The following is a 26,472-nucleotide window of genomic DNA, read 5'->3' on the forward strand; positions in this document are numbered from 1 at the left end:
TGCCCGCCGAATGTCCGAAAACTTCTACCAGCAAACCACCAACGCTCCCGCCACCTCGTTCGATGTCTCGCTCAGGCCACCTGCCTTTTCCGAGTTCATCGGTCAGGAAAAGGTCAAGGAACGGTTGCTCCTGATGTTGGAAGCCGCGAAGCACCGCGGAGATGTGCTGGACCACGTCCTCCTTTCCGGACCGCCGGGTCTTGGCAAAACGACACTGGCCAATCTCATCGCAAGAGCGGCAGGAACCCAACTGCACACAACCTCCGGCCCCCAAATCGAAAAGGCGGGCGACCTGGCGGGTATTTTGACCAACATTCAAAAGGGCGACATTCTTTTCATCGACGAAATCCACCGATTGCACCCTGCCATCGAAGAATACCTCTACCCGGCCATGGAGGATTATCGATTGGATATCATCATCGATTCCGGGCCATCCGCGCGGTCGATCCAGATCAATCTGCCGCGATTCACTCTGGTTGGAGCAACCACCCGGTCCGGCATGTTGACCGCTCCATTGAGATCGCGCTTTGGACTGATCAATCGACTGGATTATTACACCCGCGAGGAGCTCGCACTCATCATCGAACGCTCGGCAGGACTGCTCGAAATACCCGTCGATCGGCCAGGCGCGCTCGAAGTCGCATCCCGCTCACGCGGCACCCCACGGGTCGCCAACGCCCTGCTGCGCTGGGTCCGCGACTATGCCCAGGTCCGCGGCGGCGGCGAAATCAACGGCTCTACCGCCGATGCCGCGCTCGCGATGATCGATATCGATTCCGAAGGGCTCGATGAGATGGATAAACGTCTGCTTGAGGCTCTCATTTACAAATTCAACGGGGGCCCGGTCGGTTTGAACTCGCTTGCCGTTGCCGTAGGAGAAGATGCGGCCACGATCGAAGAAGTCCACGAGCCGTTCCTCATCATGCAAGGATTTCTCCAGCGCACCCCGCGCGGCAGAACGGCGATGGGTGCTGCCTATCGAAAAATCGGTGCTCCGGTCCCGCCTTCCAGACCGGATGATTCGCAAGCGAGTCTCTTCTGACCGATTCCGCCTGAAATTCCCATTTCCTAACTGCCGATTCCGACCTTACCATTGCTCGACCACCCGAACCACCCATTGCCATGAATGCCATCGTCAAGGAAACCGTAGATCGTTGTCGCGATGCCGGATTGCGCCGCACCAAGGCACTTGAAGAGCTCATCAGCACCTTGCTGGAGTCCGGCCGCCCGATGACCCTGGCGGAGCTCGCAAGCTCGGACCGCCTCGCCGAACAATGCGATAAGGCCACGGTTTTCCGTTTGCTTCAGCGGTTGATTGAGCACGGCATGGTCCGCCGTCTGGGCCTGCACGAGCGGGCTGCGTATTTCACCTTACTTTTGCCAGGCCGCCATAATGATTACCTGATTTGCACCAGTTGCGGTAGCATTGAAGCCATCAAAGCTCCCTGCCCGGTGCATGAGTTGGAGGATGAAATCCGCGAAAAGACCGGCTTCCGCAACTTGTATCACGAACTTGAGTTTTTCGGTCTCTGCCCCGCCTGCCCCTGAACGGTTATTCCCCGCATTCCCCCAATGTTGTGCCCCTACTGTCAAAATCGACTTCGTGCCGGGGCGCCTGAATGCCCGTCGTGCCGCCTGACCTTTCCGCGCACCAGTTCACTCCTCGGCGCGACGCCGCGGCTGAACCCAATCGTCGCGGATACCGTCTTTGTCCTGCGGCCCGCCGAAATCACCAAGATTCGGAAACGGGTCGCCCAGCTTTACTGGAGATTTCCGCAGCTCACGTTGCAAGTCATTCTGCTCGAATGCCCTCCGCCTCATCCACTGCGGCTGCATGCATTTTGGCTGTTCAATGCCGGTGCCTTTGCGAGCGAATCCAAACGCGGCCGAAACAATCACGCGATTCTGCTGACCATCGATCCCTCCCGCGCAGAAGCCGCCATCATGCCGGGCTACGGCCTGGAAGAATTGCTGCGGCCTGAAGACCTCGGCCATTTGCTTTCCACGGCGGGCCTGGAATGGGAAGAAAAACGTTGGGCAGCGGGGATTCTGCAGGTGCTGGATGGGCTCGATCAATTGCTCGAAATCTGTGCCATCCCGGACGGCGGACATTCGCCCGCCGCCGCCGATTTTTAACCAGCCTATCGCCTCAACGGAGGCTGGCCCGTCCCATCAATCGGTTTCGCTGGCCTGAAGTCGGAGGAATCCGCCACCGGTATCTGCTGGCACTTTGATCTCGTAACGAGTCGTTTCCGAATCTTCGTCGATTTGGGTAATGTAAGCGCCAGGGACGTCCGTCCAGGTTGTCAAATCGTAGCTGATTTGGGGCGTCAGGGAGACACCGGTCAGTTCATTGCGAACCTGGAATTCCAGAACGACATAGGTTTCTCCCGATTCAGTGACTACCGATGGCTTCATCTCATCCGAGCCATCATCGTCGGCGCCAAGATTCATCGCATATCGCACCAGATTGGGCAGTCCATCCGGGAATGGAGTCGCTGTTGGCAATGCATCATCGCCCGTGAGGCCGAGTTCGGCCGTCCAATCCTCGAAATCCGTGGTCGTTCCTGAGTCCTCACCCTCAAGGATCGTCGAATAGCCGTCATAATAACTCAGATAAGGCACCGGCACCCAGCCTTCGTGGTTGGCCGGCACCACGGGAATCAACTGCCCCACATTGGAACTGGTGCTGGTGACAAAAATTCTGCCGTTGTTCAACAAGATCGCATAAACCCGATCACTGCTGCAGACGTTTTGCAATTCCCAGTCACTGTCGCTGTAGAGCGAATAGGGATCCGTATCGTCACTGGAATTGAAGAGACGTCCACCTGAAAGTTGGAGCGTCAAACTCTCACCATTACTCGCCGACACTCCATACGAACCACCGCCTTGTGAAACGAGGGTGAAAGACTCGGGTTCATCGGAGCTGTCCGACAAGATGCCACCAGTCTCTCCCTCAATTTCGATCCCGATATCGGTGACTTTGTTAAATGTTCCTACCCAGTCACTGCTCGACGCAGTTGGGAATCCTGTCCGGCTCGCCACCACGCTGGTGAAATCCGCCCAATAGTGGCGGGAATCGCTTTCATACGATGTTGAACTATCAGAAATCAGAATCGTGTCATCGTCCACAATCTTGAGTTCAAGCCGCTCGTATTCGGTCGAACCATCGCCTTCTGAAGTGGCTTCTTCACTGATCCATGAACCGCCACTGGAAACGAGATCGATGCTGCCGGATTCACTGCCGTTATTGTAGGACAAGGTGTAGACCAGACCCGGCAATTTCTCCACCAAACTGGCAGTTCCGCTGATGGTATCGGTCTCAATCGGACCGTCTTCCGATTCGACGTTGAATTCATAACCCTTGAATTGCCAGCCGCTCACCCCTTCAGCAGGAAATTGCTCGGAACTCGGAGCGATTGCCCGCACCTTGATCAGGGTCGTCGATCCGTAGACGGCAGCTTGCAGTGCGTCATCAATGGTATCATCCACATCCACAGCGGCATATCCGCCAAGTTCGATCCAAAACGTATCGCCGGCCTGCAAAGTTCCAGCTGGGATTTGGTAAGTAAGCGCCGCCGTCGATGGATCGTCCGAATACAAACGCTGCACGCCCATATCGTCCTCATCGAGAATTTGGATCGATAACTGATCATCCAGGTGTGAGCCGAAACTGGCGTAGGGCGTCAAAGAAATGCTCAGCGCCTTCGATGGATCAATCACGTAAGCACCATTCGCCCAAGCGCCTCCCGTCAGAGTGGCGGTCAGAGGCTCAGGATAATCATCCCCAGACAAATTCAACGAAACGGTAACACCAGAAGCGCTGATCGAGTAGGTCCCGCTTGGAAAGTAGGAATCGATTTCGCCTTGAGTCTGCGCTCCCCAGCCATCTCCATCCACGCCGAAAATCCAGCTTTGCTCATCTTCATCGAACGAGAAAACCCCGTCGTTGAAGGAATATGACTGAGCTGAAGGAAATGTGGAAGACGCGGGTAAAGTCAGCACTGGGGCATCCAGGCCATCGAGGTCCTCGCCCTCAATCTCGGCCCAAAATCCGAAGGCTCCGCCGTCATTAGGATCATCCTCCACCGACTGCATCAGGGAGTATTCCGTATCATTCGTTTGCTGATAACGGATCGATTTTTCAACAATGACCGACTCAACGCCAGCCACGAGATGGAGGGAAGTTCCAAGCACCATCGCCACACTGAGCATCCCAGCGGGGAGGAATGGGGAAGAATCCAGTTTCATTGTCTTCAAAATGTCAGGGGATCAACACGTCTTCGGAAGGAGTCCGGAAGTCTTAAAAAAGCTGTGTTTTTTCAACAGCGTTTTTAAGGACACACACCTTGATGTGAAGCAAAAACACCCTTGCTGCATTCATCTAAAATCAAGCTCCCAGACTATCAATGAGTTCAGAGAGCAAGTATACAAATGGTGGAATTTCAGCCACCAACCTAACAATCACTCTTTCCTCCACCTGAAAGATGACAATCCACCACTTGATTTCCAACGCCTTTCCCCGATACTGCACTCGACTTCGAATTGCTATGAATCGCTCAAAAATCCTAGCCTTGGCCGCAGCTGTATGCACTGCCGCCGGCCTCTCCTCCTGTTCCATCACTCAGCCGGCAGGCTCCAATCTGGCCGCCTATCAAGCGTACGACCGCCCTGCCACGCTGCCAACCAATCCGAACAATGTCCGGGTGAAAGTCTCACTCAGCAAGCAACGCACCTACGTGATGGAAGGCTCCAAGATTCTCCTGGTGATGCCTGTTTCCGTAGGAGCTCCATCCAGCCCAACACCTACCGGCAATTTCACGATTTACAATAAGGTCGAGAAAAAGCGCGCGAACAGCCACGGCTACGCTTACAGCGGCAAACAGGTAAAGCAGACCTTGCTCTCCAACAAACCGAGCGGTTGGTCCTTCAAGGGCACCCCGATGCCATACTGGAGCGAGTTCAAAACCAATTACGGATTCCACACCGGCTGGGTCAAAAACCACCCCTGCACCCACGGTTGCATCCGCATGCATGAAAACGTGGCTCCAAAATTCTTCCGCCTGATCAAGGAGGGAACACCGGTCAACATCGCTTACACCCAGCCTGAAGATGCAACCGTCGGCAACATCCCACTTCCTCCGGACGCAGGCCCATTGCCAGATTACGATGGCTCAATGTATATCACGGACGGCTACTTCAACCATCACAAGAAGCCGACTTTCAATTGATTCCGTCAGCGACCTGATCGCCTGACTTTTGCAAAACGCCCGTGCCAGCAAGGCCCGGGCGTTTTCTGTTTTGATCGCTCAAAGCGCTTTCACACCGATCACATAGTCGAGCACTGCCTGCTCATCGGACGATGCCAATCCTGCGTGCCGAATCATTTTCGGCATCGCATCTTCCCAATCCAGAATATCCACCTCTTTCGGCAGCATGTATTCGTGGCACTCGCCACATTTCAGCATGTAGACCTCGTGTCCGCGTTGCAGACGCGACAGCGGCTTGCCACTTTTGGCGGCCATTTCCGCGCTCGGATTCGGAACCTCAGAAATGCCACCCACCTCCGGATCATTGCCAGCAGGGATATCGCCAGAAATGGAACCGCTTCCGGAACCTGCGCAGGCACTCAACAATGCCAGCGCCGGGATTGCCAAAATCTTCAAAGACCAATTTCGCATACCTGAACTATTCATATTCCTAAAATTCACTCAACCTCGGAAATCCCCCTCTTTTGGCACCGTAACCGATCCCGCCCATCAGGCGAAATCGCTTCGTTCGCCCAAATCAATCTGCTAACCAAATCCATTTTCCGGTATGCGCTAGAAAGCAGAACCAATCGAATGGACGTTGATTCCGATATCCCCTTCATCAAGCTTCTGACGGATCACCAACCGGTGATTTGCTCATTTGTCATTTCGTTGCTCCCTGGTGCGCCTGGCGTGGACGATGTGATTCAGGAGACCAACGTGGTTCTATGGAAAAAACGCGACCAATTCGAATTGGGAACGAATTTCCGGGCATGGGCGCTAACGATCGCCCGGTTTCAGGTGATGGCCCATTTACGCGATCTGCGGCAGCGGCGCTGGGTGACACTGGATGAAGATGTCGCGCAACTGTTAGCCGAGGAGTTGATCGACCAACCCGATCCGGAATTCACCGAACGTCGTTTCGCAGCGCTATCGAATTGCTTGCTGAAGCTGCGCCCGGAGGACCGGGATCTGCTGATGCAGCGATATTGGCGCAGGATCGGCTTACAGGATTTCGCAACCAGCCGCCAACGCTCGCTGAGTGGGCTCAAAGTTCAACTTTTCCGGCTAAGGGCCGCGTTGAAGCGTTGTGTCGAAAATCAAATGAGCAGCGATCCCACTTCATGAAATCCGGGAAAATCAACTCGCGACGGCTTGAGCAGGCGCTCCAGGATCTGGACGACGGCGCATTAAGCCAAAGCGACCAGCAATGGTTGATGGATCAAATGCGAGATCATCCCGAAGCGCGCCGCGCCTATCGCGAGCACATGACGCTTTCGGCCGGGCTTCATCATCTCGCACATCAATTGGCGCCGAGCGAGCTGGCATTGCCTGAAACACCATCCAGATGGCAAAGCATCCAGTGGAAAAAGACCGCCGCGATCGCTGCATCCATCGCCTTGTTGGCAACCGGCATCATCTTTTATCCAAAGACCCAGCCCCACGTATCGGTTCACCCCGGAGCCGATACAGCCTGGAAATATTCCAGTGGCGGGATTGGAAAAGATGGGAACTTCCTGCCCGGCACCCGGGTCAGCCTGGATCATGGCTCGCTGGAAGTCACCATGCCGAGCGGGACTCGGGTGCTGCTGGAAGGGCCTGCCGAACTGGAATATCACAACCCCTTGCTTGTCACTCTGGCGAGTGGCCGCGGCTGGTTCGAGGTTGCGCACGAGGACACCGGCTTTGAGGTTCACACCGAGAGACTGCGAATCACCGATGTGGGAACGCGCTTCGGAGTTTCCTCCTCGATTGGTCGGGACCGGGTGCAAGTTGATTCCGGCACCGTGCTGCTGCAATCCAACTTTGATGGCATTCCCGCGATGGAGTTGAAGTCCGGGCAAGCCGCAGTGGCGGATCTGGTTGGAAGACCGAGCAGAACCCCGGTGGACCCGGCTTTGTTCTTAAACAAGCTACCGGACAAAATGGTCTCGATCCATTGGAGCTTCGATCAAATGGCCGGGAACAGTTTCTCCGCCAATGCCGTTGGCATGAAGGCCGAACCGATTCGGCTGGCCGGCTTTAACGCGCCACCGAACCAGGCGCGCTTGATCCCCGGAGCATTCGGCCAGGCATTGGATCTCACAGCTGGCGATGCCTATGGCATCAGCAACTATCCGGGCATTTCCGGCAACGGCCCTAGAACTGTCGCCTTATGGATCAAAGGCTTCCCCATCGACCGTCGCTACTCCGAAATGGGAGTTCGCTACACGCCATCAGTCGTCATGTGGGGAGATCCAAATATCCCCGGTGCCAGTTGGACCTTTCGCGCCCACTGCGTCACCGGCGTGATCGGAACCCAATGGGGAAATAATGGTTGGCAAACCTCGGGTGATTTCCATGAAACGCCGGTTCTCGATGGGAAATGGCACCACATCGCCAGCGTTTACACAGGCAATGTTGATGAACATGGAGCGGTCGAAATCCGCCACTACATTGATGGTAAAAAAGTCCACTTCATGCACTCTGAAGTAGGCAACAGCGTGAACACTTGGGGAGGCGGTAAAGATTCCGCCAAGCTTCGGATTGCTTACGATGGAATGTTCCCTTCCGGACCCGAAAATGTGCCTGTCGCCGTGGACGAACTTTACATTGTTCGCGACGCTCTCAGTGACAAACAGGTCGAAACGCTTTATCGCGAGAATCGAATTCCCACGGAAAATTGAGGTCGGCGGATTTTTTTCAAAAATCCCGCTAACGTTTTCAAATTGGAGGTATTCCCTAATGCCGGTGCACCTTGCAGCGGCATTGAGACAAAAATCCAACAACCATCCATTCCTCCATGAAGTCCATCGCCATTGGTGTCGCCGCAGCAGCCTTGCTCGCTCTCCCCTCCCATGCAGCCGTTTACGCCCACTATAGCTTTGATACCGACTATACCGACGATTCCGGCAATGGCCGTGACGCCACCTTGGTTGATACCGGGACAATTGGAGACAGTGGCATCACCACTACCGCTGGCGATTACGTTTTCGGCGGCGGCGCGATGAATTTCAGTGCAGAACGCGACTACCTCGACGTCGCCATGGCCACCTTTTCATCGGGTTCAGCTTATACCATTTCCTTCTGGGCTCAAAAAACCGAGGGAGACACTGGCGGAGCTGCCGACTGGGACATGGTGATTGGCGACCGTGGCAACACGAATTTCTTCATCGGTCTCAATGACACCACGGGTGCTGGCTTCCGCTGGCGGAGTTCATCAAGCGCTGCGGAACGCCAGGCGGAATTCACCGTTGCGAAGGACTATGACTGGCATCTCTACACCCTGGTAGCTTCGGGAACCACCATCACACTCTACGTCGATGGTGTCTTGGTAGGATCTGATTCGGGCAATTCCACCGGATTCCAATACAACACCATCGGTGAAGCCTACCCGTCCACCAATGATTTCGATTTCCACGGCCAAATCGATGAATTGTGGGTTTTCGATGAAGCTCTGGATGAAACCGCAGTTTCGAACCTCTACAACTACAATTCGGTGATTCCAGAGCCTTCGTGCCTGCTCCTCGGAGCTGCCGGTCTGGTTCTGACGGCCCGTCGCCGCCGCTAAGCGGATTCATCCGTCCACCCAAAAACTTTCGCCTCAAAACCCGTGAAATTCCTCAGATTCGGCCTTTTGGCCGGTTTCTTCCTCCCTGCGTGCGCTAGTGCCGGGGTCCTCGCGCATTATTCCTTCGACAGCGACTTCTCGGACAGCTCCGGAAACAGTCAAAATGCGACCTTGGTTGATGCCGATACCAGCGGCAACAGCGGCATCATCACTTCAGCAGGCGATTTCGCTTTTGGCGGCGGCGCCATGGATTTCAGTTCGGATCGCGACTACCTGGATGTTCCCACCACTTCATTTGCTTCGGGAAGCTCCTACACGATCGCCTTTTGGGCTCGCAAAACCGCGGGAGACACGGGTAACCCGGCGCAATGGGACATGGTCATCGGCGACCGGGAAAATGCCAATTACTTCATTGCACTGAACGACACCACGGGGGCCGGCCTCCGCTGGCGCGGCATTTCTAGCGCCACCAACCAGCAGGCGGATTTCACCCTGACCAAGGACTATGCATGGCACCACTACGCGGTGGTCGCCGCCGGAACCACGGTTTCCCTCTATCTCGATGGCGCTCTCATCAGCACCGAAACCGGTAAAGACACTGCGTTTCATTACAACACCATCGGTGAAGCCTATCTCGCCACGAACAACTTCGATTTCCACGGCCAAATCGATGAAATGTGGGTCCTGGATGAAGCTCTGGATGCCGCCTCGGTCAACACGCTCTATACCTCCAACACGGTGGAGGACGATGGTGCCTTCCAAGGATTCCAGTATCATTTTGATGGCGATTTCACTGACAGCGGCATCTCTGCCAACGATGGAACTCCGGGTGGTGCTGCTGCGATCACGACCGATTCCGCAGCCATCGCCGCCGGCTCCGGAGCTCTATCTCTCGACGGCGCGGATGATTCCAAAGTAAGCCTCGCCACTCCCGGCTCATACGACTCTACCCACCCTTGGACGGCCACTTGGTGGGCACGCCGCACGGTGCTAGGCGCCGATCAGGGAATGGTGATGGGCAAAGCCGGAAATTCGGGCGATTTCATCTGGCTTAATGATAAATTCACCGGCCTGCGTTTCCGCTCCTCAAATTCCACCAACTTTGACTTCGATACCCCGATCGATTCCGAGCTGCGCCACTACGCGCTGGTCGCCGATGGTGCGGGAAATCTAAATCTCTATCTGGATGGTCAGCTGACCCAGACCTTGACCGGAAATACGTCGTTCGCCGTCGATACCATCGGCGCGGGCTATCCCACCTCTTCGCTGCACTACAACTTCAACGGCACGCTCGACGAAGTTCGGCTATCACCGGTTGCACTCGGCGCCGAGCAGATCGAGGCGATTTACGAGGAAGAAAAACCTGAAGAAACTTCGCCTGAAATTTCCCGCCTGATCATCGTCCTTCAGGGCGGACAATCGAACTCAGATGGCCGGGCCACCATCACTGGCCTGCCTGCGGAGCTGCAAGCTGCCCAGTCCGATGTGGATTTCTACTACCGCGTCGAAGGAGGAACTGCCAAACTGACCACCCTGCGGCCGGGATTGAGCGAATCATCGCAATTCGGACCTGAGATCACCTTGGGTCGACACATGGCGAATCTCTACGCCAACGAAACCGGCACCCGGGTCGCCATCATCAAATACGCCAACGGCGGCACCAACCTGAATGTCCAATGGAAGGCCGGAGGCACCGCCACCACCAGTGGAGACGGCACGGAATACGTAGCTTTCCAGGAAACCGTGACCTCGGGATTGGCAGCACTCGCCGCGAAGTACCCCAACGCGACCTTGGAACTGGAATCCATGGTCTGGATGCAGGGTGAAAGTGATGCCGTTTCCGGCTGGGCCGATCTCTATCAGGCAAATCTAACGGCTTTCATCGCCGACGTGCGCCTGACCTACGGCTCGAATCTCCCATTTGTCATCGGCCGACTCTCCAGCAAGCAAACCAGCCTCACATCGAGCTATCTGAAAACGGTTCAAGCGGCCCAGGATGCCGTGGCGGCCGCTGATCCGCTGACTTCGATTTTCAATACGGACTCGTTTGAACTGAACAGCGACAATCTCCACTTCAGCGCCAACGGGCAACAGGACATGGGCAGCGCCTTCGCCGCGAAAACCGCCTACTACGGCTGGGTGGTCGACACGTTCAGCAACGAGGACATCCAGGCCGGACTGGCCGAACCCGACGCGGATCGGGATGGCGATGGACAATCGAATGAAATGGAATTTCTCGGGGCGAGTGACCCCTATTCTTCAACCTCGCAGTTCAATGCCACCTTTCTGAAAGACGGGCCGGATTCCGGGATCATCAGTCACCCATCGTCTGCCTACCGGCTCTATACCGTCGAAAAACTTCTGGAGGACGGAAGCGGCTGGGAAGAAATCCTGACCTCAACCCCCGGCACTGGAGAGATGATGAACCAGACGCTGGAGGCGACCGGGTCGCGCGGAATTTATCGTGTCACGGTGGCTCTGCCTTGACCCAACTGGCTGGAATCTAGTCAGCTGCCTGAAGTTTCGCCCCCAGCCATGGCGTTGGGTGCGAAATTTCCCATTTTATGGGGAAAACTTGGTTTTTCAGATACTGTTCACCTAGTGGGAACAGATTTTGACAATCGCGCGGACATCCCTAAGCTCCGCGCGGAACCGGAGAAAACCGCAATCCACCGTCAAACTCCCACAACCTTGCGCTCCATGAGCGACAACCGCCTCTCACCGGGCGCGGCTGGATTTCTCCGTGAATTTCGATCGATCGATTTAAGAAAATGAACCTGTATCTGGACTACTTGGCAGAAATTGAGGAACGCAAAACCGTTGGCTTGCATCCCAAACCCATTGATAGCGGCGAACTAACGGCTGAGATCATCACTCAGATCAAGGATCCCTCCAACGAGCACCGGAATGAATCGCTCAACTTCCTGATTTACAACACCCTGCCTGGCACCACCAGTGCCGCCGGTGAAAAGGCGCGCTTCCTTGAAGAAATCATTCTGGGCAAAGCGGACGTGCCGGAAATTTCCACCCCCTTCGCCTTCGAGCTGCTCTCCCACATGAAGGGCGGAGCCTCCATCCAGACGCTTCTCAACCTTGCTCTCGGTGACGACGCCGACATCGCGAGCCAGGCCGCCTCCGTTCTCAAGACTCAGGTTTTCCTCTACGACGCCGACACCGCCCGACTCGAAGCCGCCTACAAGAGCGGTAACCCCGTCGCGAAGGAAATCCTCGAAAGCTACGCCGCCGCCGAGTTCTTCACCAAACTCCCCGAGGTCCCGGAAGAAGTCCAGGTCGTCACCTACATCGCCGCCGAAGGCGACATTTCGACCGATCTCCTTTCGCCTGGAAACCAGGCCCACTCCCGTTCCGACCGCGAACTGCACGGAAAGTGCATGATCAACGCCGAAGGTCAGGAAACGATCAAGGCCCTGCAAAAGCTCCACCCTGAAAAAAGCGTCATGATGATTGCCGAAAAGGGCACCATGGGCGTGGGCTCTTCCCGCATGTCCGGCGTCAACAACGTCGCCCTCTGGACCGGCCGGCAAGCCAGCCCTTACGTGCCTTTCGTCAACATTTTCCCGATCGTCGCAGGCACCAACGGCATTTCCCCGATCTTCCTCACCACCGTCAGCGTCACCGGCGGCATCGGCCTCGACCTGAAAAACTGGGTCAAGAAAACCGACGCCGAAGGCAAGGTGGTCAAAGACGACAATGGCGATCCCGTCCTTGAACAAGCGTATTCGGTCGAAACCGGCACGGTCCTCACCATCAACACCAAGGAGAAAAAACTCTACGGCGATGGCAAGGTGCTGGCTGACATTTCCTCCGCCTTCACCCCGCAGAAGCTGGAATTCATCAGAGCCGGCGGCTCCTACGCCATCGTTTTCGGCAAAAAACTTCAGACTTTCGCCGCCCAAACGCTCGGCATCGAGGCGCCTGCCGTGTTCGCGCCCTCAAAGGAAATTTCCCACGAAGGACAAGGCCTCACCGCCGTTGAGAAAATCTTCAACCGCAACGCCGTCGGCACCACACCCAGCCTGACCCTGCACGCCGGTTCCGACGTTCGGGTCAAAGTCAACATCGTCGGCTCCCAGGATACCACCGGCTTGATGACCTCGCAGGAGCTCGAAGCGATGGCCGCGACCATCATTTCGCCGACCGTCGACGCCGCCTATCAATCCGGCTGTCACACAGCCTCGGTTTGGGACAAGAAGGCCCAGGCCAATATCCCCAAGCTGATGTCCTTCATGCAAGGCTTTGGCCTCATCACCGCCCGCGATCCGAAGGACGGCTATCATGCGATGACCGACGTGATTCACAAGGTGCTTAACGACCTCACCGTGGACGATTGGGACATCATCATCGGTGGCGATTCCCACACCCGGATGTCGAAGGGTGTCGCCTTCGGTGCGGACTCCGGCACGGTGGCCCTTGCCCTCGCGACCGGCGAAGCAACCATGCCGATTCCACAATCGGTCAAGGTGACCTTCAAAGGCACCATGAAGCCCTACATGGACTTCCGCGATGTCGTCCATGCCACCCAGGCGCAAATGCTGAAGAAGTTTGGCGAGAACGTCTTCCAGGGCCGGATCATCGAGGTCCACATCGGCACGCTTCCTGCCGACCAGGCTTTCACCTTCACCGACTGGACCGCCGAGATGAAGGCAAAGGCTTCCATTTGCATTTCCCAGCCGGAAACCCTCATCGAGTCCCTTGAAATTGCGAAAGCGCGCATTCAGATCATGATCGACAAGGGCATGGACAACGAGGGCAAGGTCCTCCAAGGCCTCATCGACAAGGCGAACAAGCGCATTGCCGAAATCCGCTCTGGCGAAAAACCGCCGCTCGCCCCGGATGCCAACGCGAAATACCACGCCGAGTTCACCGTCGACCTCGACATCATCGACGAACCGATGATCGCCGATCCCGACGTCAACAACGAGGATGTCTCCAAGCGTTATACCCACGACGTCATCCGCAGCCTCTCCTACTACGGAGGCAGTAAATCCGTCGACCTCGGCTTCGTCGGCTCGTGCATGGTCCACAAGGGCGATCTCAAGATCGTCTCGAAAATGCTCAAGAATCTTGAAGAAGCACAGGGCAAGGTCGAGTTCAACGCGCCGCTCGTCGTCGCAGCACCGACTTACAACATCATCGACGAACTCAAGGAAGAGGGCGATTGGGACATCCTCCAGAAATACTCCGGCTTCGAGTTCGACGATAACGCCCCGAAAAACACCGCCCGCACCGAGTATCAGAACATGATGTATCTCGAGCGTCCCGGTTGTAACCTCTGCATGGGCAACCAGGAGAAGGCCGAAAAAGGCGACACCGTCATGGCCACCTCGACCCGCCTCTTCCAAGGCCGCGTCGTGGAGGATGCCGACCGCAAAAAAGGCGAATCCCTGCTTTCCTCGACGCCCGTCGTCGTCCTCTCCGCCATTCTCGGCCGCACGCCGAGCCTCGAAGAGTATAAAACCGCCGTCGAGGGCATCGACCTCACCACCTTCGCCCCACCGGTGAAGGAACTGGTGGCTCTCTAACACATCACCCTACTGCAAAAACCGCCCCCTGTTCACAGGCGGCGGTTTTTTATTTCCCTCCTCCCCCCGACCTTGCGCTCTTTCAGACCTGCCAGATAATCTCGCAATACATGGGAGAATTAGAAACAGGCATATATGATCACTTGATCAGTGAGAAGCTACGGCTAGCGATCGACTCACTGGATTCATCGTCACAACGTGCCATTTTTGAAAAACTCGAGGAGTCGCTCGCCACAGATTACCTCACCCGATTCCTCCGCGCTCGAATCAACCAGGCACTCACCATCGTAAAGCATGAGCAACGCCTCGATCTCGCCAATCGCCTGCTCAATTCCCTGTCCGAATTCGACCATGACCTGCGCTTTCTAAGCGTAGAAAAAATCGAATCCATCACCGAAATCCTCAATGAAATTTCTCCATTAGGCCGAGCGCGACTCCTTCAGCCCACCACCTCCCCAACCAGTCCCAGCCTATTCACGGGCACCGGCACAAGCCCGCAACTGGGCCGTGAGATCGAGTTGGAACTCGAAAGCGCCGATCGGGTGGACATGCTCGTTTCCTTTATCAAATCTGCCGGACTCAAATTGCTTCTTCCTGCGCTCGAAAGCTTCACCTCACGCGGCGGGAAGCTCCGTGTTATCACCACAACCTATCTCGGCGCCTCTGACCCAATCGCCATCCGCCGAATCAGCGAATTGCCAAACACTGAGGTCAAGATCAACTACGACACCAGGCACTCCCGCCTCCACGCAAAAGCCTACTTCATCCATCGCGATACCGGCCTGTCCTGCGCCTTCATCGGCTCCGCCAACCTCTCCCACGCTGCGATGACCAGTGGTCTCGAATGGACTGTAAAACTTCCCGCCACAGAGCTTCCTGATCTTTTCCGCCGCTGCGAGGCTGAGTTCAGCTCTTATTGGGAAAACCCATCTTTTGTCGAATTCACCGAAGGAAGTTTCGATAAACTTGTCGCCGCCACCAAACACGAAAAGGGCGTATACACCGATCAGACCACCGTCCTAACTGTTTTCCGCATCCAGCCTTTTGACTATCAGAATGCCATCTTGGAAAACCTCGCCCTTGCAAGAAGCTCCCGCTCCCACTTCCGCAACTTGGTAATCGCCGCGACCGGAACCGGAAAAACCATGATCGCCGCTTTCGACTACAAGCGGCTCGCCACCCAGGGGCCTAAAAAATTGCTCTTCCTTGCCCATCGAAAGGAAATCCTCGAACAAGCGCGCAACACCTTCCGCCAGGTTCTCCAGGATGGAAATTTCGGGGAGTTCCTTTTCGACAACCACCACCCGGAACATCACGACCACCTCTTCTGCACTATCGCAAGTTTCCATTCCCGCAATCTCCTCGGAAGTTTCGGCGCGGATCACTGGGATGCCGTCATTCTCGACGAAGCTCACCACGGAGTTGCCGCTACCTACCGCCCCATCCTCGAAGAACTCAGACCACAAGTTCTGCTCGGTCTTACGGCTACACCCGAGCGCGCTGACGGCACCACTATTGCTGACGATTTCGACACTCCCGTCGCCGGAGAAATCCGACTCCCCGATGCTCTTGAACAAAAACTTCTCTGCCCATTCCACTACTACGCAATCAGTGATCACACCACCGACCTTTCCGCCGTGGAGTGGAAACGGGGAAAATACGAATTCACGGAAATTGAGAACCTCATCAGCAGCAACAAGCTGCGTGCTCAGCTTGTAATCGACAAAGTTATCGAACACTTGCCCGATCCTTGCAACTTGGGGGACTTCGAACGCACCCGAGTCAAAGGGCTCGGCTTTTGTGTCTCCAAATCTCATGCCGCCTTCATGGCCAGCACTTTCGCGAAGGCGGGCATCCCCGCCATCGCGATCGATTCCGATACCCCTTCCGAAGAACGTCGTGTTGCCCGCCAACGTCTTAGCAAAGGCGAGATCAATTTCATCTTCACCGTCGATCTTTTCAACGAAGGCGTAGACATCCCTGCCACAAACTGCCTGCTCTTCCTCCGCCCCACCGAGAGCCACGTCCTCTACCTTCAGCAATTCGGACGCGGCTTGCGCCATGCAGATGGAAAAGACCAGGTCATCGTGCTCGATTTCATACCTCGCTCACGCCGGGAGTTCCGCTTTGACCTCCGTTTTACCTCGCTTCTCCCGGGAAAACGAAAAGATATCATCAGCGAAGTAGAAAACGGCTTCCCCCACCTCCCCTCCGGCTGCCACATACATCTGGAAAGGCAAGCCCGAGAAGAAATCCTCCGAAACATCAAAGAAACGTATCGCAATCCGGAATTCCGCATCAAGGAAGCGCTCTTGAATTGGTTGGGCGGCACGCCCCCCAAGTTCCATGAGTTCATCCAACACAGCGGTGAATCTGCCGTCGATCTTCTCCTCAGACATTCATGGACAGAATGGAAACGGATATCTGAATTCGTCGCAAATACCACTCTTAGTGAACCAGTACCACATCTACGTTCATTGGCTCAACTCAGCGAAGTCCGATGCCCCAATTACCTTGATGCGATCTCCACCTTTCTCACTGAATCGAATTTCCCGGAGAAACATCCTCTCGCCGCTTCCGCACACTATCTCTTCTGGAGCCATTCCCCGAAATCGCTCGGCTTTGATAGCTACGCGCAAAGCTTTGCAGCGATTCGCAAGAGCGCTTCCTTCGTCGCCGACGCACTGGAAATCATTGATTACGCACGACTCTTCGCATCCGCCCCCATCCCGCTCAACTTGCCATTCATCTGCCCACTAACGCTCCATGGCACTTACGGGATGCGCGAAGTCTCTGCCGCCTTCGGAAAAGCAAACCTGGAGACCTCCGGCCCTACCGGCACCGGGGTCATTTCCATCAAACAAACCAAACTCTACCTCCACTTCATTACCTTTGAAAAATCTGAAAAACATTTCTCAGAAAGCACGATGTATCGCGACTACCCGATTTCTCAAACTCGACTCCACTGGGAGAGCCAATCAAACACCTCGCAAGAAACCCCCACCGGCCAGAACTACATTCATCATCAGCAGCGCGGCTACACCATACTCTTCTTTGCCCGCGTCCGCCGCAGCAACGGCAAGCTCACCAGCAACTTCACCTTCCTCGGCGACGGGAAATTTCTCACAGCGAAAGGCGATCGCCCCATAGCGATCGAATGGCAGCTTTCCCACTCAATGCCCGCTGACTTCTATCACGAAGCAAAATTGGCTTCAGGGCTATAAAGCGGACGAAGATCACGGCATAAAGCCGAAGTGAGTCTTCCATGTTCTCCTGTGCATCCTCGGCGTTTGGACACGAATCTTCTGAAGCTGACTTCGAGGAAGTTCACAATTCACACATGCGAGGATTTGGATAAAATCTTCGGAATCAAGGCATCCGACAAGGATGGCATCTGGGATTTGATTAAGACGAAGGTTCAAGAGTCGGGTTCCAAAGGTCTAAGCGCTCGTCGGTCGGCTGACCCGGTGATTCTCAGCTTGCGGAGTCTGCTGAAAACTTCATCCTAGCCTCCACTCCCCCATGAACCAAGCCTTCCAATACCAGCGGCTCGTCCTCGGCTACCACGGCTGCGACAAGGCCGTGGCCGACAGAGTCTTGATGGGTGACGACACCTTAAAGAAAAGCGAGAAGAGCTACGACTGGCTTGGCAGCGGCATCTACTTCTGGGAGCACGGACCGGAGCGCGCCTTTGAGTGGGCTGAAGAGCAAATGAAGCGGGCTAAAAAAATAAAGACCCCGGCGGTTCTGGGGGCTGTGATCCATCTGGGCAACTGCTTCGATATGATGGACATACATTCCACCCGCGTACTTGCTGAAGCATTCCCGCGATTTAAACGCACCTATGCAGAAATCGGAGAAGTCCTCCCCGAGAACACTCCAATAGGAATGGGCGATTCCGACCTACTGCTTAGGCGCCTGGACTGCTCGATGATCAACTGGCTAACAGAAGAATTTGACGCTGACCCGCATTTTCCAAGATACGATTCCGTGCGCGGTGTATTCCAAGAAGCGGATCCCGCATTCGAGGGATCTTCCATTCGCAAGAAATCCCATATTCAACTCGCAATCCGTAATCCGGCTTGCATCATCGGTTACTTCCGGCCACTTTGATTGCCGTGAGCAAAACCACATCCGTCCCTTATTCCTTCTTGGGCACCTCTCCGGTAGAGGCTGCTTGGGAGCGTTTTAAAAAACGCCTGGATACCATGACCAAGGAAGAGAAGCTTCAGACATTCGTCGATGCCGGTATTCTCACTAAAAAAGGCAATCCAACAAAGCCCTACAAAGGCGTCTTCGTAAAAGCGAAGGCAACCAAGTAGACTGGAAGACTCGCAAATCGAGTCGTCCCCTCAAATATAAAATTTGGCGCACTCAGGCGTCTTGGCAGTCTCAAGCTCAACCAGCATAAGTCTTCCACTTCTCACTCGGCACTGGAGTGCAGCGACCCACTTTCCCCAACAAGCTTCTGGCAGGCCCCCGCCCCCCATGCTATAGGTCAGGCCAATGGACACTCTCAGAACCTTCACCACTGGCTCCGGCGCCGAAGGCAAATTCCACTCCCTCCCCGCTCTCGCCGAACAAGGATTTCCCAATCTCTCGAAACTCCCGGTTTCCATCCGGATCGTGCTGGAATCGGTTCTGCGCTGTGTCGACGGTCGCAAGGTGACGGAAGAGGATGTGAAAAATCTCGCCAACTACGATGCGAAAAACCCCGGCGATTATGAAATCCCGTTCACCGTCGCCCGGATCGTGCTGCAGGACTTCACCGGTGTGCCTTTGTTGGTTGACGTGGCAGCCATGCGCGACGCTGCTGTCGCTCGCGGAGCCGACGCTTCAAAAATCGAGCCACTCGTCCCGGTCGACCTCGTCGTTGACCACTCGGTTCAGGTTGATTTCGCCGGTTCCCAAATGGCTCTGGATCGCAACATGGCGATCGAGTTCATCCGCAACCGCGAGCGCTACGAGTTTCTGAAATGGGGCCAACAGGCCTTCGATACATTTTCCGTCGTGCCTCCGGGCATCGGCATCGTTCACCAGGTGAACCTGGAATATCTTGCCAAAGGCGTGCTTTCCAAAGACGGCGTTTACTATCCGGATACCCTCGTCGGCACCGACTCCCACACCACTATGATCAACGGCCTCGGCGTCGTCGGCTGGGGCGTGGGCGGCATCGAAGCCGAAGCGGGCATGCTCGGCCAACCGGTGACATTCCTCGTGCCTGAAGTCGTTGGCGTTTACCTCCACGGCTCATTGGCGGAAGGCGTCACCGCGACGGACCTCACCCTGCGCGTGACCCAAATGCTCCGCAAACACGGCGTGGTTGGAAAATTCGTCGAATTCTTCGGTCCGGGCGCGACTGCGCTTTCCCTTCCTGACCGTGCGACCATCGCCAACATGGCTCCAGAATACGGCGCCACCATGGGCTTTTTCCCGGTCGACGAGGAAACGATCAACTACCTGCGCGGCACCGGTCGTTCCGAGGAACTCTGCACGACGGTTGAAAATTATTACAAGGCTCAGGGTCTGTTCGGCATCCCGGATAAGGGAGATTGCGAATACAAGGACCTGCTCGATCTCGATCTCGCGACCATCGTTCCTGCAGTTGCCGGTCCCAAACGCCCGCAGGACCGGATCGACGTGCCAGCCCTCGCCGACACCTTCAACTCCCTCTTCACCGCAAGCACCGCAGACGGTGGCTTCGGCCTCTCCGCTGAAAAGCGCGACATCACCGTGCCCGTGGAAATGCCGGAACCTGCAGGCTACGCCGTCGGTTCCCTTCTCGAAAACGTCGACCATGGCGCAGAACGCGATAAGAACGAGATGACCACCAACCGGCCAACGCCGGACACCGTTCTCGCAAAGGAAGCGTTTGAGCCGATCAGCACCAGCTTGCGCCACGGATCGGTTCTGATCGCCGCAATCACCTCCTGCACCAACACCTCGAATCCGAGCGTGATGCTTGCCGCAGGTTTGGTTGCGAAAAAGGCGAACGAACTCGGCCTGACCGTTGCTCCGTTCGTCAAAACCTCGCTCGGACCTGGCTCCCGCGTCGTTACCGACTACCTGGAAGCTACCGGCTTACAAACCGAACTCGACAAACTCGGCTTTGAAACCGTCGGCTACGGCTGCACCACCTGCATCGGCAACTCCGGCCCGCTTCACCCGGCGATCGAAGGTGCGATCAAGGAAGGCGATCTCGTTTGCGCCTCCGTCCTTTCCGGCAACCGCAACTTCGAGGCCCGCGTTCACGGCTCGATCAAAGCCAACTTCCTGATGAGCCCGCCGCTCGTCGTCGCTTACGCCTTGGCAGGCCGCGTCGATCTCGACCTGACCACCGAGCCGCTGGGTAACGACAAGGATGGCAATCCGGTTTTCCTCAAGGACCTGTGGCCAAGCCAAGCGGAAATCAAGGCCCAACTCGAAACCGCGCTCAAGCCTGCCGTTTACCAAAAACTCTACGGCAACGTCGATACCGCGAACCCGAAATGGGGCGAAATCCACGGCACCACCGGCGACACCTACACCTGGGACGAGAAATCGACCTACGTGCAATCACCTCCGTTCTTTGAAACCAAAATCGGCGAAAGCACCGACATCCTCGGCGCCCGCGCACTCGGGATCTTCGGCGATTCCGTCACCACCGACCACATCTCACCAGCAGGTGCGATCAAGCCAACTTCTCCTGCAGGCAAGTATTTGCTGGAGCACGGAGTCGATCGCGCATCGTTCAACTCCTACGGCGCACGCCGTGGTAATGACCGCGTGATGACCCGCGGCACCTTCGCCAACGTGCGCATTAAAAACCTGATGTGCCCCGGTGTTGAAGGCGGCTACACCCAATTCTACGGCACTTCCGAAGTGGCAGCTCCGGATACCGAAATCGCAGCCGCCGCAGGTGCCAAGCCGACCTTCATCTACGACGCTTCGATGGCCTATCAAGCGGAAGGAACCTCGCTCATCATTATCGGTGGCGAAGACTACGGCATGGGAAGTAGCCGTGACTGGGCAGCCAAGGGCACCCGCCTGCTCGGAGTTTCCGCCGTAATCACGAAGTCATTCGAGCGGATCCACCGCTCCAACCTCATCGGCATGGGCGTGCTTCCATTGAACTTCGTCGACAAAACCGACTACGATAAGCTCAAGGGCCTAACCGATGCCACCTTCGACATCACCGGCATTGCTGGTGAATTGAAGCCGATGCAGTCTGCCACACTCGTCGTCAAATCCGCGGGCGAGACTTTCGAGATTCCGCTCAAAGTTCGTCTCGATACCCCGGCCGAGGTCGATTACTACAACGCAGGTGGCATCCTGCCATACGTGCTCGATCAGATCCTCGCTTAATAAAAAATGCCTTTATCCCCCTCCTCGCCCGCCATGTCCTTCGCAAAACGACATTGGCGGGCGATTCTTTTTGTGGCGATCGCAACGATAGGCGTGGCAAGTCTCGGCAGCTTTTATGCCTTGGCATCGCAGCTGGCGCACCCACCGAGGCGTGCACTGCAACCCTACCATCAGGAATTCCTCCATCATCCGGATCAGCATGGGCTCCGCATCGACTCATTCACCGCGAGCGACGGCACGCCGGTATTGGTATGCTCACCCGATCCCGATCACCCGCCCGGAAAACGTGGGAAAGCGTTGCGCGCGCAGTTCGCAGCAGAAGGCGTCGAGATTCCCGCAGCAGGAAAATGCGTGGGGAACCTGGTATTGCTGCACGGTCGGAAAGGACGAAAGGAAGACTTTCTCCCCATCGCCGAGAGGCTTTGTGCCGTCGGATTTCGCTGCATTCTTCCGGATCTCCCAGGCCACGGCGACAATCCTACCAAGGATGTTACCTTCGGCATCCAGGAAGCCGCGATTCCGCAGCTCGTGTTGGCAGAATCCGCGGAACGCTATCAATTCGATGAGGAACCTGTCGGTCTACTCGGCATGTCCATGGGTGGCTCGGTAGCGGTTCACGCCGCCGTTCTACACGATGCTCCCTGGCGGACCTTGGTGATCATTTCCAGCTTCGATGCGCTCGCGCCGACGGTGGAGAAGCAGGTCGCCCATCGTCTCGGCAATTCCATCGGCAAACTTTGTCTGCAAGGCGTCGCCCCAATTTACGAATTCCAAACTGGAGTTCCACTGGACTCGATCCAGCCAGCCGCCCTGGCTGCCAATCTTCATCTCCCAACACTCATCGCTCACGGCGCCGCCGACAACGTCATCCCCATCGACTCCGGAAGGCGGCTGTTTGACAGCTTACCGGAATCGCCGGAAAAGACTTGGATCGAAATTCCAGACGCAGGACACGATAACGTGCTAATCACCGACTTTCCCATCTATCACGCCATTGCCCGCTGGATGCTCAACCGCGTCCCGTTCAAGCAATAATAGCGAGATCTCAGTTCCGATGATTCTGTTCGATCAAACGGCGAATGGTTTTCGAGTCGCGCCGATTCGTCATCACATAAAACAACCGAATCAATAAGGCAAAGCTGAGAGAACCCACAACGATTCCTCCGGGAATCCAGGGGCTATCCTGACATAGCTGATAAAATCCATGCAACAGCCTACCCAATCGATGATTCTCAGTGCTGGACCATATTTCCCCACCTTGTGTGTTATGCACCATCTCAAAGGAGGTGGGTCCAACAGCCATTTCACCAAGCAAATCGCCAGAACGGCAAAGCCTACGACGATTCCACTTTGGGCAAGTGCTCCACCGCTACACTTGCCCTTTTGGGCCTGAGATTTCGCCACGAAACCACACACCACACCCAAAATGGCATACGGCGCTGATGCCAGTGCTCCCAGGCACGAGAACGCCAACGCAGCGATCGCCAATGGTGAAATTTCCTTTTGAGCCATTCCCAAATCCAACAAAATCCCGATCGAAACACAACTCAAAACCTTAAAACTCACTAATAATCAGATTCCTTGAAATCGTAGAAAGTATCGCCACGCTCAAGATTTTGCTTTGACGCGGAAAGTGAGCAGCGTTGGCAAAAGTCGGCCCAGCGAGACTTCGGAAAGATATGTCCCCCACAGGTTGCAACTCTGAACATTGACCAATTATCACTCCCGGAATAGATGGAAGGAAAGATGATAGGAACCGATCAAGAAGAAATCCGCTTGGAATACGATACCCCACAGTTTCTTCATGCGCTATTCGCGGATGATTTCAGAAACCTTGGCTATCTTGAGACCCAACTTGGCGTGCGCGCGGTGACACGTGAGGGATGGATTACCTTTTCCGGCTCCCCTGAAGGGCTTCAACGCACGAAAAATGTTTTTACGGATCTGGAAACGACCCTGCGTAGCGGTCGCCAGATCGATCAACGCGACTTCCGCCATGCCGTCGACTCCGCGGCTCAAGGATCGGATGTCGGACTGGCCCAACTCGCAGGCGTGCGCCTGGTGGGCTCGCGTGGCCGCAAGCCGGTGATTCCACGAACCCCGAATCAGTTGGAGTATGTCCGCGCGATCGAGACGAATGATGTGATTTTCGGACTTGGCCCTGCTGGCACCGGGAAAACCTATCTGGCAATGGCGATGGCGTTGACCATGTTGAAGCGGAAAACGATTTTACGCATCATCTTAACCCGTCCTGCAGTCGAGGCGGGTGAGGCGCTCGGTTTCCTCCCGGGTGATCTGAAGGAAAAAGTCGCTCCTTATCTGCGGCCACTTTACGATGCCATCCACGATATGTTGGACCCTGAAGAGGCCCAGCGCTACATGGAGGATGGCACCATCGAAATCGCGCCCTTGGCGTTCATGCGGGGCCGCACCCTCTCCCGCTCCTTTGTGATTCTCGACGAGGCGCAAAATACCACCCGCGAGCAGATGTTCATGACCTTGACTCGCCTGGGTGAAGAATCGCGCATGGTGGTGACAGGCGACAGTTCACAGGTCGACTTGAAACCTGGTGTCCGCTCCGGCTTGTCCGAAGCGGTTCACGCGCTGCAAGGCATTGAAGGCATTGCCTTTCAGAATTTCAGGAAGACCGATATCGTCCGCCACCCGGTGGTCGGGCGGATTGTTGAAGCTTACGAACGATACCGGGAATAACCTGAAGCCGCTTATTCGCCTTCTTTTGGCTCATCATCGATTCCAGGTGGCAATGGCACAGGCTCACTCGTGGTGGTGGGCGGAGTGGTTACTGCCGGTGGAGTCGCTGGTGCAGCTGGAGTTTCGGGATCGATGATCGTCGGAATCGCACCATCTGGAGGCAAATTCGATTCATCGAAAGCCGGCACATTGGCATTTGGGTCTACCGCGCCATTCGGTGGTGGGTAGACTTGATAGATTCCCGGATTATCCAAAGTTTGGTTCGGGTCAGGCAGGGCATTTGGATCAGTGACCATGACGGCAGGCACGTAGCCAACCTCACCGCTATCCAGTTCCGCCTTGATGTAGCTGGCATCGCTCGACACCACTTTCATGCGGGTGCCCTTGGTCAGGAGTTTGTCGGCCTCAGCATTCCCGTCCGGTCTTGATTTGAAGAAGACCGTGTTGTCCATGGCAGCATTGACGAATTGCCCAGCTTTGAATGACGACGTCGGTGCCGTAGTCGTATTCTGCGAAAAATTGCCCCCAGGAGGTGCCAACGGATCAAAACCGCTGCTGTTGATGGGCGCATTCAGGGAATCACATGCGCTCAGGCAAAGCGCGGCGGAAGCGGACAAGACCGGGAAAAGCTTCATAACTTAGAGGCACGATGACACGCCCGGGAAGACCGGTCAACGCCATTCAACATTCCATTGCCTGCCAGCCACTGCCAGCAGGCTGTGGAATTCAGGACTGGCGGATGATGTTGTTCTTCTCGTCCAACAGGATTCGTTTCGGCAAAATCGGCGTTTCGGAAAGTCCGAATGCCATGATGGCAACCCGTTCACCTTTCTTGATGCGATGCGCGGCACCACCGTTGATGATGATATCGCCGGTTCCTGCAGGACCTTCCTGAACGTAGGTTTCCAGGCGATTTCCGGAGGTGATCGAGGCGACGAGCACCTTCTCACCCGCCCAAAGTCCGGCGGCATTCATCAAATCCGCAGGAATTTCGATACTGCCCTCATATTCGATGTCCGCCGAGGTGATCATCGCGCGGTGCATCTTGGACTTCAACAGTTGGTGCAACATGCGCGGAGCGAACTCACGGTCCGCCGTCTCCGTCAAGCGGCAAGAATCAAAATCCTCCGGACTTTCACTCCTCCAGCCGCACCACCCGCCAAAAACGCTTCAATGCGCCATCGCGCGGAACCAACATCGTTGTCAAACCGCTCGCCGTTTCCCCATTCACGGTCGCGACAGCAATCCACTCATCCCCTGCCGTCCCCAAATCATCGGATCTCTCAATCCGATACGAACTCCCCGGATTGCTCTCCCATTTCAATGAAAAGTCCGCCCCCGCCAGCTCTGCTTGGCTGATTCGGAACTCGCCATCATTTTGATGAATCACCCCGATCGCCTCCAAATCAAAGCCACCGGAACCGGTCGTTGGAGTTGGATCGTAAATCGGGCGGCCATCCGAATCGGTCGTGCCTCCGTCACCGATGATGTCCACGATGCGAACGAAGCGGATGTGATTTTTGTCCAGAACCTCGCTGTCCGGCAGCTTGCTCAAGTCGAAGGGGGTGCCAAAACCCAGTCGATATTTTCCGGCAAATCCATCAATCTCCGTGGGATCGATTCCGGTGATGCTGAATGGGCCAACGGCACTTGCGGTGAGCGAGGCGGTTGGAAATCGAACAAAGTCCACCCCATTGCTGGAAACCTCGACAAAGCCCAACTCCAGGAAGTTATTGCTGAAGCCGTTTTCGAAAACCGCGAAATCCGCGCCATCGCCATCACAGATCGGATTTGGAAAATACAGAGTGATCGAGCCACCATTTCCCAAACAAACGATGTCATAGGCATCTCCTGTTGCAGCGCCCCAAGCCTTCTCCGGCGTCTTCCAGGTGCTATCCACATCGGTCCCGTATTGCGGCTGCCAGTTACCGCACGCCCAAGCGACAAACCGCGAATCACTGAGACTGATCGCCTCGGTCCCCTCCACTCCTGCTGCCGGCGCGTAAGGACCTGCCGCCGCTGCTGACGTAGCGAGTAAACCGAACAAGCCGATGATTTTCAGAAATTGCTTCAT

The 26,472-nt window shown here is 55.9% G+C and carries 21 protein-coding genes; 15 read left to right on the plus strand and 6 right to left on the minus strand.

Features of this window, described 5'->3' with window-relative positions:
* Nucleotides 1–10: 10 nt before the first annotated feature.
* The 3 genes from ruvB (at nt 11) to JIN85_RS03395 (ending at nt 2,136) form a co-directional block, all read left to right on the plus strand.
* A complete protein-coding gene (gene ruvB, locus JIN85_RS03385) occupies nt 11–1,042 on the plus strand; it encodes a Holliday junction branch migration DNA helicase RuvB (RefSeq protein WP_200267663.1) in 1,032 nt (343 codons plus the stop codon).
* Between the two features lie 80 nt (nt 1,043–1,122).
* Nucleotides 1,123–1,548: a Fur family transcriptional regulator gene (locus JIN85_RS03390; RefSeq protein WP_200267665.1), complete on the plus strand. Its 426-nt coding sequence runs from the start codon at nt 1,123–1,125 to the stop codon at nt 1,546–1,548.
* A 24-nt stretch (nt 1,549–1,572) separates the two neighbouring features.
* Entirely contained in the window at nt 1,573–2,136 is a 564-nt protein-coding gene (locus JIN85_RS03395; protein ID WP_200267667.1) for a hypothetical protein, read from the plus strand.
* A 36-nt stretch (nt 2,137–2,172) separates the two neighbouring features.
* On the opposite strand, the gene JIN85_RS03400 is transcribed toward JIN85_RS03395, so the two are convergent.
* The gene (locus tag JIN85_RS03400) at nt 2,173–4,251 is read right to left on the minus strand and encodes a hypothetical protein (RefSeq protein ID WP_200267669.1); all 2,079 of its coding nucleotides are present in this window, start codon (nt 4,249–4,251) and stop codon (nt 2,173–2,175) included.
* Nucleotides 4,252–4,550: 299 nt separating this feature from the next.
* Here JIN85_RS03400 and JIN85_RS03405 point away from each other — a divergent pair, with 299 nt between their 5' ends.
* A complete protein-coding gene (locus tag JIN85_RS03405) occupies nt 4,551–5,231 on the plus strand; it encodes a L,D-transpeptidase (protein WP_200267671.1) in 681 nt (226 codons plus the stop codon).
* Nucleotides 5,232–5,309: 78 nt separating this feature from the next.
* Here the strand turns inward: JIN85_RS03405 and JIN85_RS03410 are convergent, their stop codons facing one another.
* On the minus strand, nt 5,310–5,666 hold the full coding sequence (locus tag JIN85_RS03410; RefSeq protein WP_200267673.1) for a hypothetical protein: 357 nt from the start codon (nt 5,664–5,666) through the stop codon (nt 5,310–5,312).
* A gap of 177 nt (nt 5,667–5,843) precedes the next feature.
* On the opposite strand from JIN85_RS03410, the gene JIN85_RS03415 reads away from it, so the two are divergent.
* The 10 genes from JIN85_RS03415 (at nt 5,844) to JIN85_RS03460 (ending at nt 22,721) form a co-directional block, all read left to right on the plus strand.
* Nucleotides 5,844–6,377, plus strand: coding sequence for a sigma-70 family RNA polymerase sigma factor (locus tag JIN85_RS03415; protein WP_200267675.1), 534 nt, complete (start codon nt 5,844–5,846; stop codon nt 6,375–6,377).
* Nucleotides 6,374–7,915, plus strand: coding sequence for a FecR domain-containing protein (locus JIN85_RS03420; RefSeq protein ID WP_200267677.1), 1,542 nt, complete (start codon nt 6,374–6,376; stop codon nt 7,913–7,915). The genes JIN85_RS03415 and JIN85_RS03420 overlap by 4 nt, the downstream gene beginning before the upstream one ends.
* A 116-nt stretch (nt 7,916–8,031) precedes the next feature.
* A complete protein-coding gene (locus JIN85_RS03425) occupies nt 8,032–8,799 on the plus strand; it encodes a LamG domain-containing protein (RefSeq protein ID WP_200267679.1) in 768 nt (255 codons plus the stop codon).
* 42 nt (nt 8,800–8,841) lie between these two features.
* Nucleotides 8,842–11,286 (plus strand): LamG-like jellyroll fold domain-containing protein, encoded by a 2,445-nt coding sequence (locus JIN85_RS03430; RefSeq protein WP_200267681.1) that lies wholly within the window; start codon nt 8,842–8,844, stop codon nt 11,284–11,286.
* 284 nt (nt 11,287–11,570) lie between these two features.
* Entirely contained in the window at nt 11,571–14,342 is a 2,772-nt protein-coding gene (locus JIN85_RS03435) for a bifunctional aconitate hydratase 2/2-methylisocitrate dehydratase (RefSeq protein WP_200267683.1), read from the plus strand.
* A 110-nt stretch (nt 14,343–14,452) separates the two neighbouring features.
* Nucleotides 14,453–17,566, plus strand: coding sequence for a DUF3427 domain-containing protein (locus JIN85_RS03440; RefSeq protein WP_200267684.1), 3,114 nt, complete (start codon nt 14,453–14,455; stop codon nt 17,564–17,566).
* 298 nt (nt 17,567–17,864) lie between these two features.
* Complete coding sequence (locus tag JIN85_RS03445) at nt 17,865–18,455, plus strand: hypothetical protein (RefSeq protein WP_200267686.1); 591 nt, start codon at nt 17,865–17,867, stop codon at nt 18,453–18,455.
* 5 nt (nt 18,456–18,460) lie between these two features.
* The gene (locus JIN85_RS03450; RefSeq protein ID WP_200267688.1) at nt 18,461–18,664 is read left to right on the plus strand and encodes a hypothetical protein; all 204 of its coding nucleotides are present in this window, start codon (nt 18,461–18,463) and stop codon (nt 18,662–18,664) included.
* Nucleotides 18,665–18,848: 184 nt separating this feature from the next.
* Nucleotides 18,849–21,686, plus strand: coding sequence for an aconitate hydratase (gene acnA, locus JIN85_RS03455; RefSeq protein WP_200267690.1), 2,838 nt, complete (start codon nt 18,849–18,851; stop codon nt 21,684–21,686).
* Between the two features lie 6 nt (nt 21,687–21,692).
* Nucleotides 21,693–22,721, plus strand: a complete 1,029-nt coding sequence (locus tag JIN85_RS03460; protein WP_200267692.1) for an alpha/beta hydrolase — start codon at nt 21,693–21,695, stop codon at nt 22,719–22,721.
* 90 nt (nt 22,722–22,811) lie between these two features.
* Here the strand turns inward: JIN85_RS03460 and JIN85_RS22270 are convergent, their stop codons facing one another.
* A complete protein-coding gene (locus tag JIN85_RS22270; RefSeq protein WP_200267694.1) occupies nt 22,812–23,198 on the minus strand; it encodes a DUF4190 domain-containing protein in 387 nt (128 codons plus the stop codon).
* A 234-nt stretch (nt 23,199–23,432) separates the two neighbouring features.
* Here JIN85_RS22270 and JIN85_RS03470 point away from each other — a divergent pair, with 234 nt between their 5' ends.
* A complete protein-coding gene (locus JIN85_RS03470) occupies nt 23,433–24,398 on the plus strand; it encodes a PhoH family protein (RefSeq protein WP_200267696.1) in 966 nt (321 codons plus the stop codon).
* 11 nt (nt 24,399–24,409) lie between these two features.
* On the opposite strand, the gene JIN85_RS03475 is transcribed toward JIN85_RS03470, so the two are convergent.
* The 3 genes from JIN85_RS03475 to JIN85_RS03485 form a co-directional block, all read right to left on the minus strand.
* Nucleotides 24,410–25,033, minus strand: coding sequence for a hypothetical protein (locus JIN85_RS03475; RefSeq protein WP_200267698.1), 624 nt, complete (start codon nt 25,031–25,033; stop codon nt 24,410–24,412).
* Nucleotides 25,034–25,124: 91 nt separating this feature from the next.
* Nucleotides 25,125–25,469: an aspartate 1-decarboxylase gene (locus tag JIN85_RS03480; protein WP_200267700.1), complete on the minus strand. Its 345-nt coding sequence runs from the start codon at nt 25,467–25,469 to the stop codon at nt 25,125–25,127.
* A 64-nt stretch (nt 25,470–25,533) separates the two neighbouring features.
* Nucleotides 25,534–26,472 carry a hypothetical protein gene (locus JIN85_RS03485; RefSeq protein ID WP_200267702.1) on the minus strand — a complete coding sequence of 313 codons (939 nt, stop codon included), beginning with the start codon at nt 26,470–26,472 and terminating at the stop codon, nt 25,534–25,536.

Origin of the sequence: Luteolibacter pohnpeiensis (genome assembly GCF_016595435.1) — a bacterium.
Lineage (GTDB): Bacteria > Verrucomicrobiota > Verrucomicrobiia > Verrucomicrobiales > Akkermansiaceae > Luteolibacter > Luteolibacter pohnpeiensis.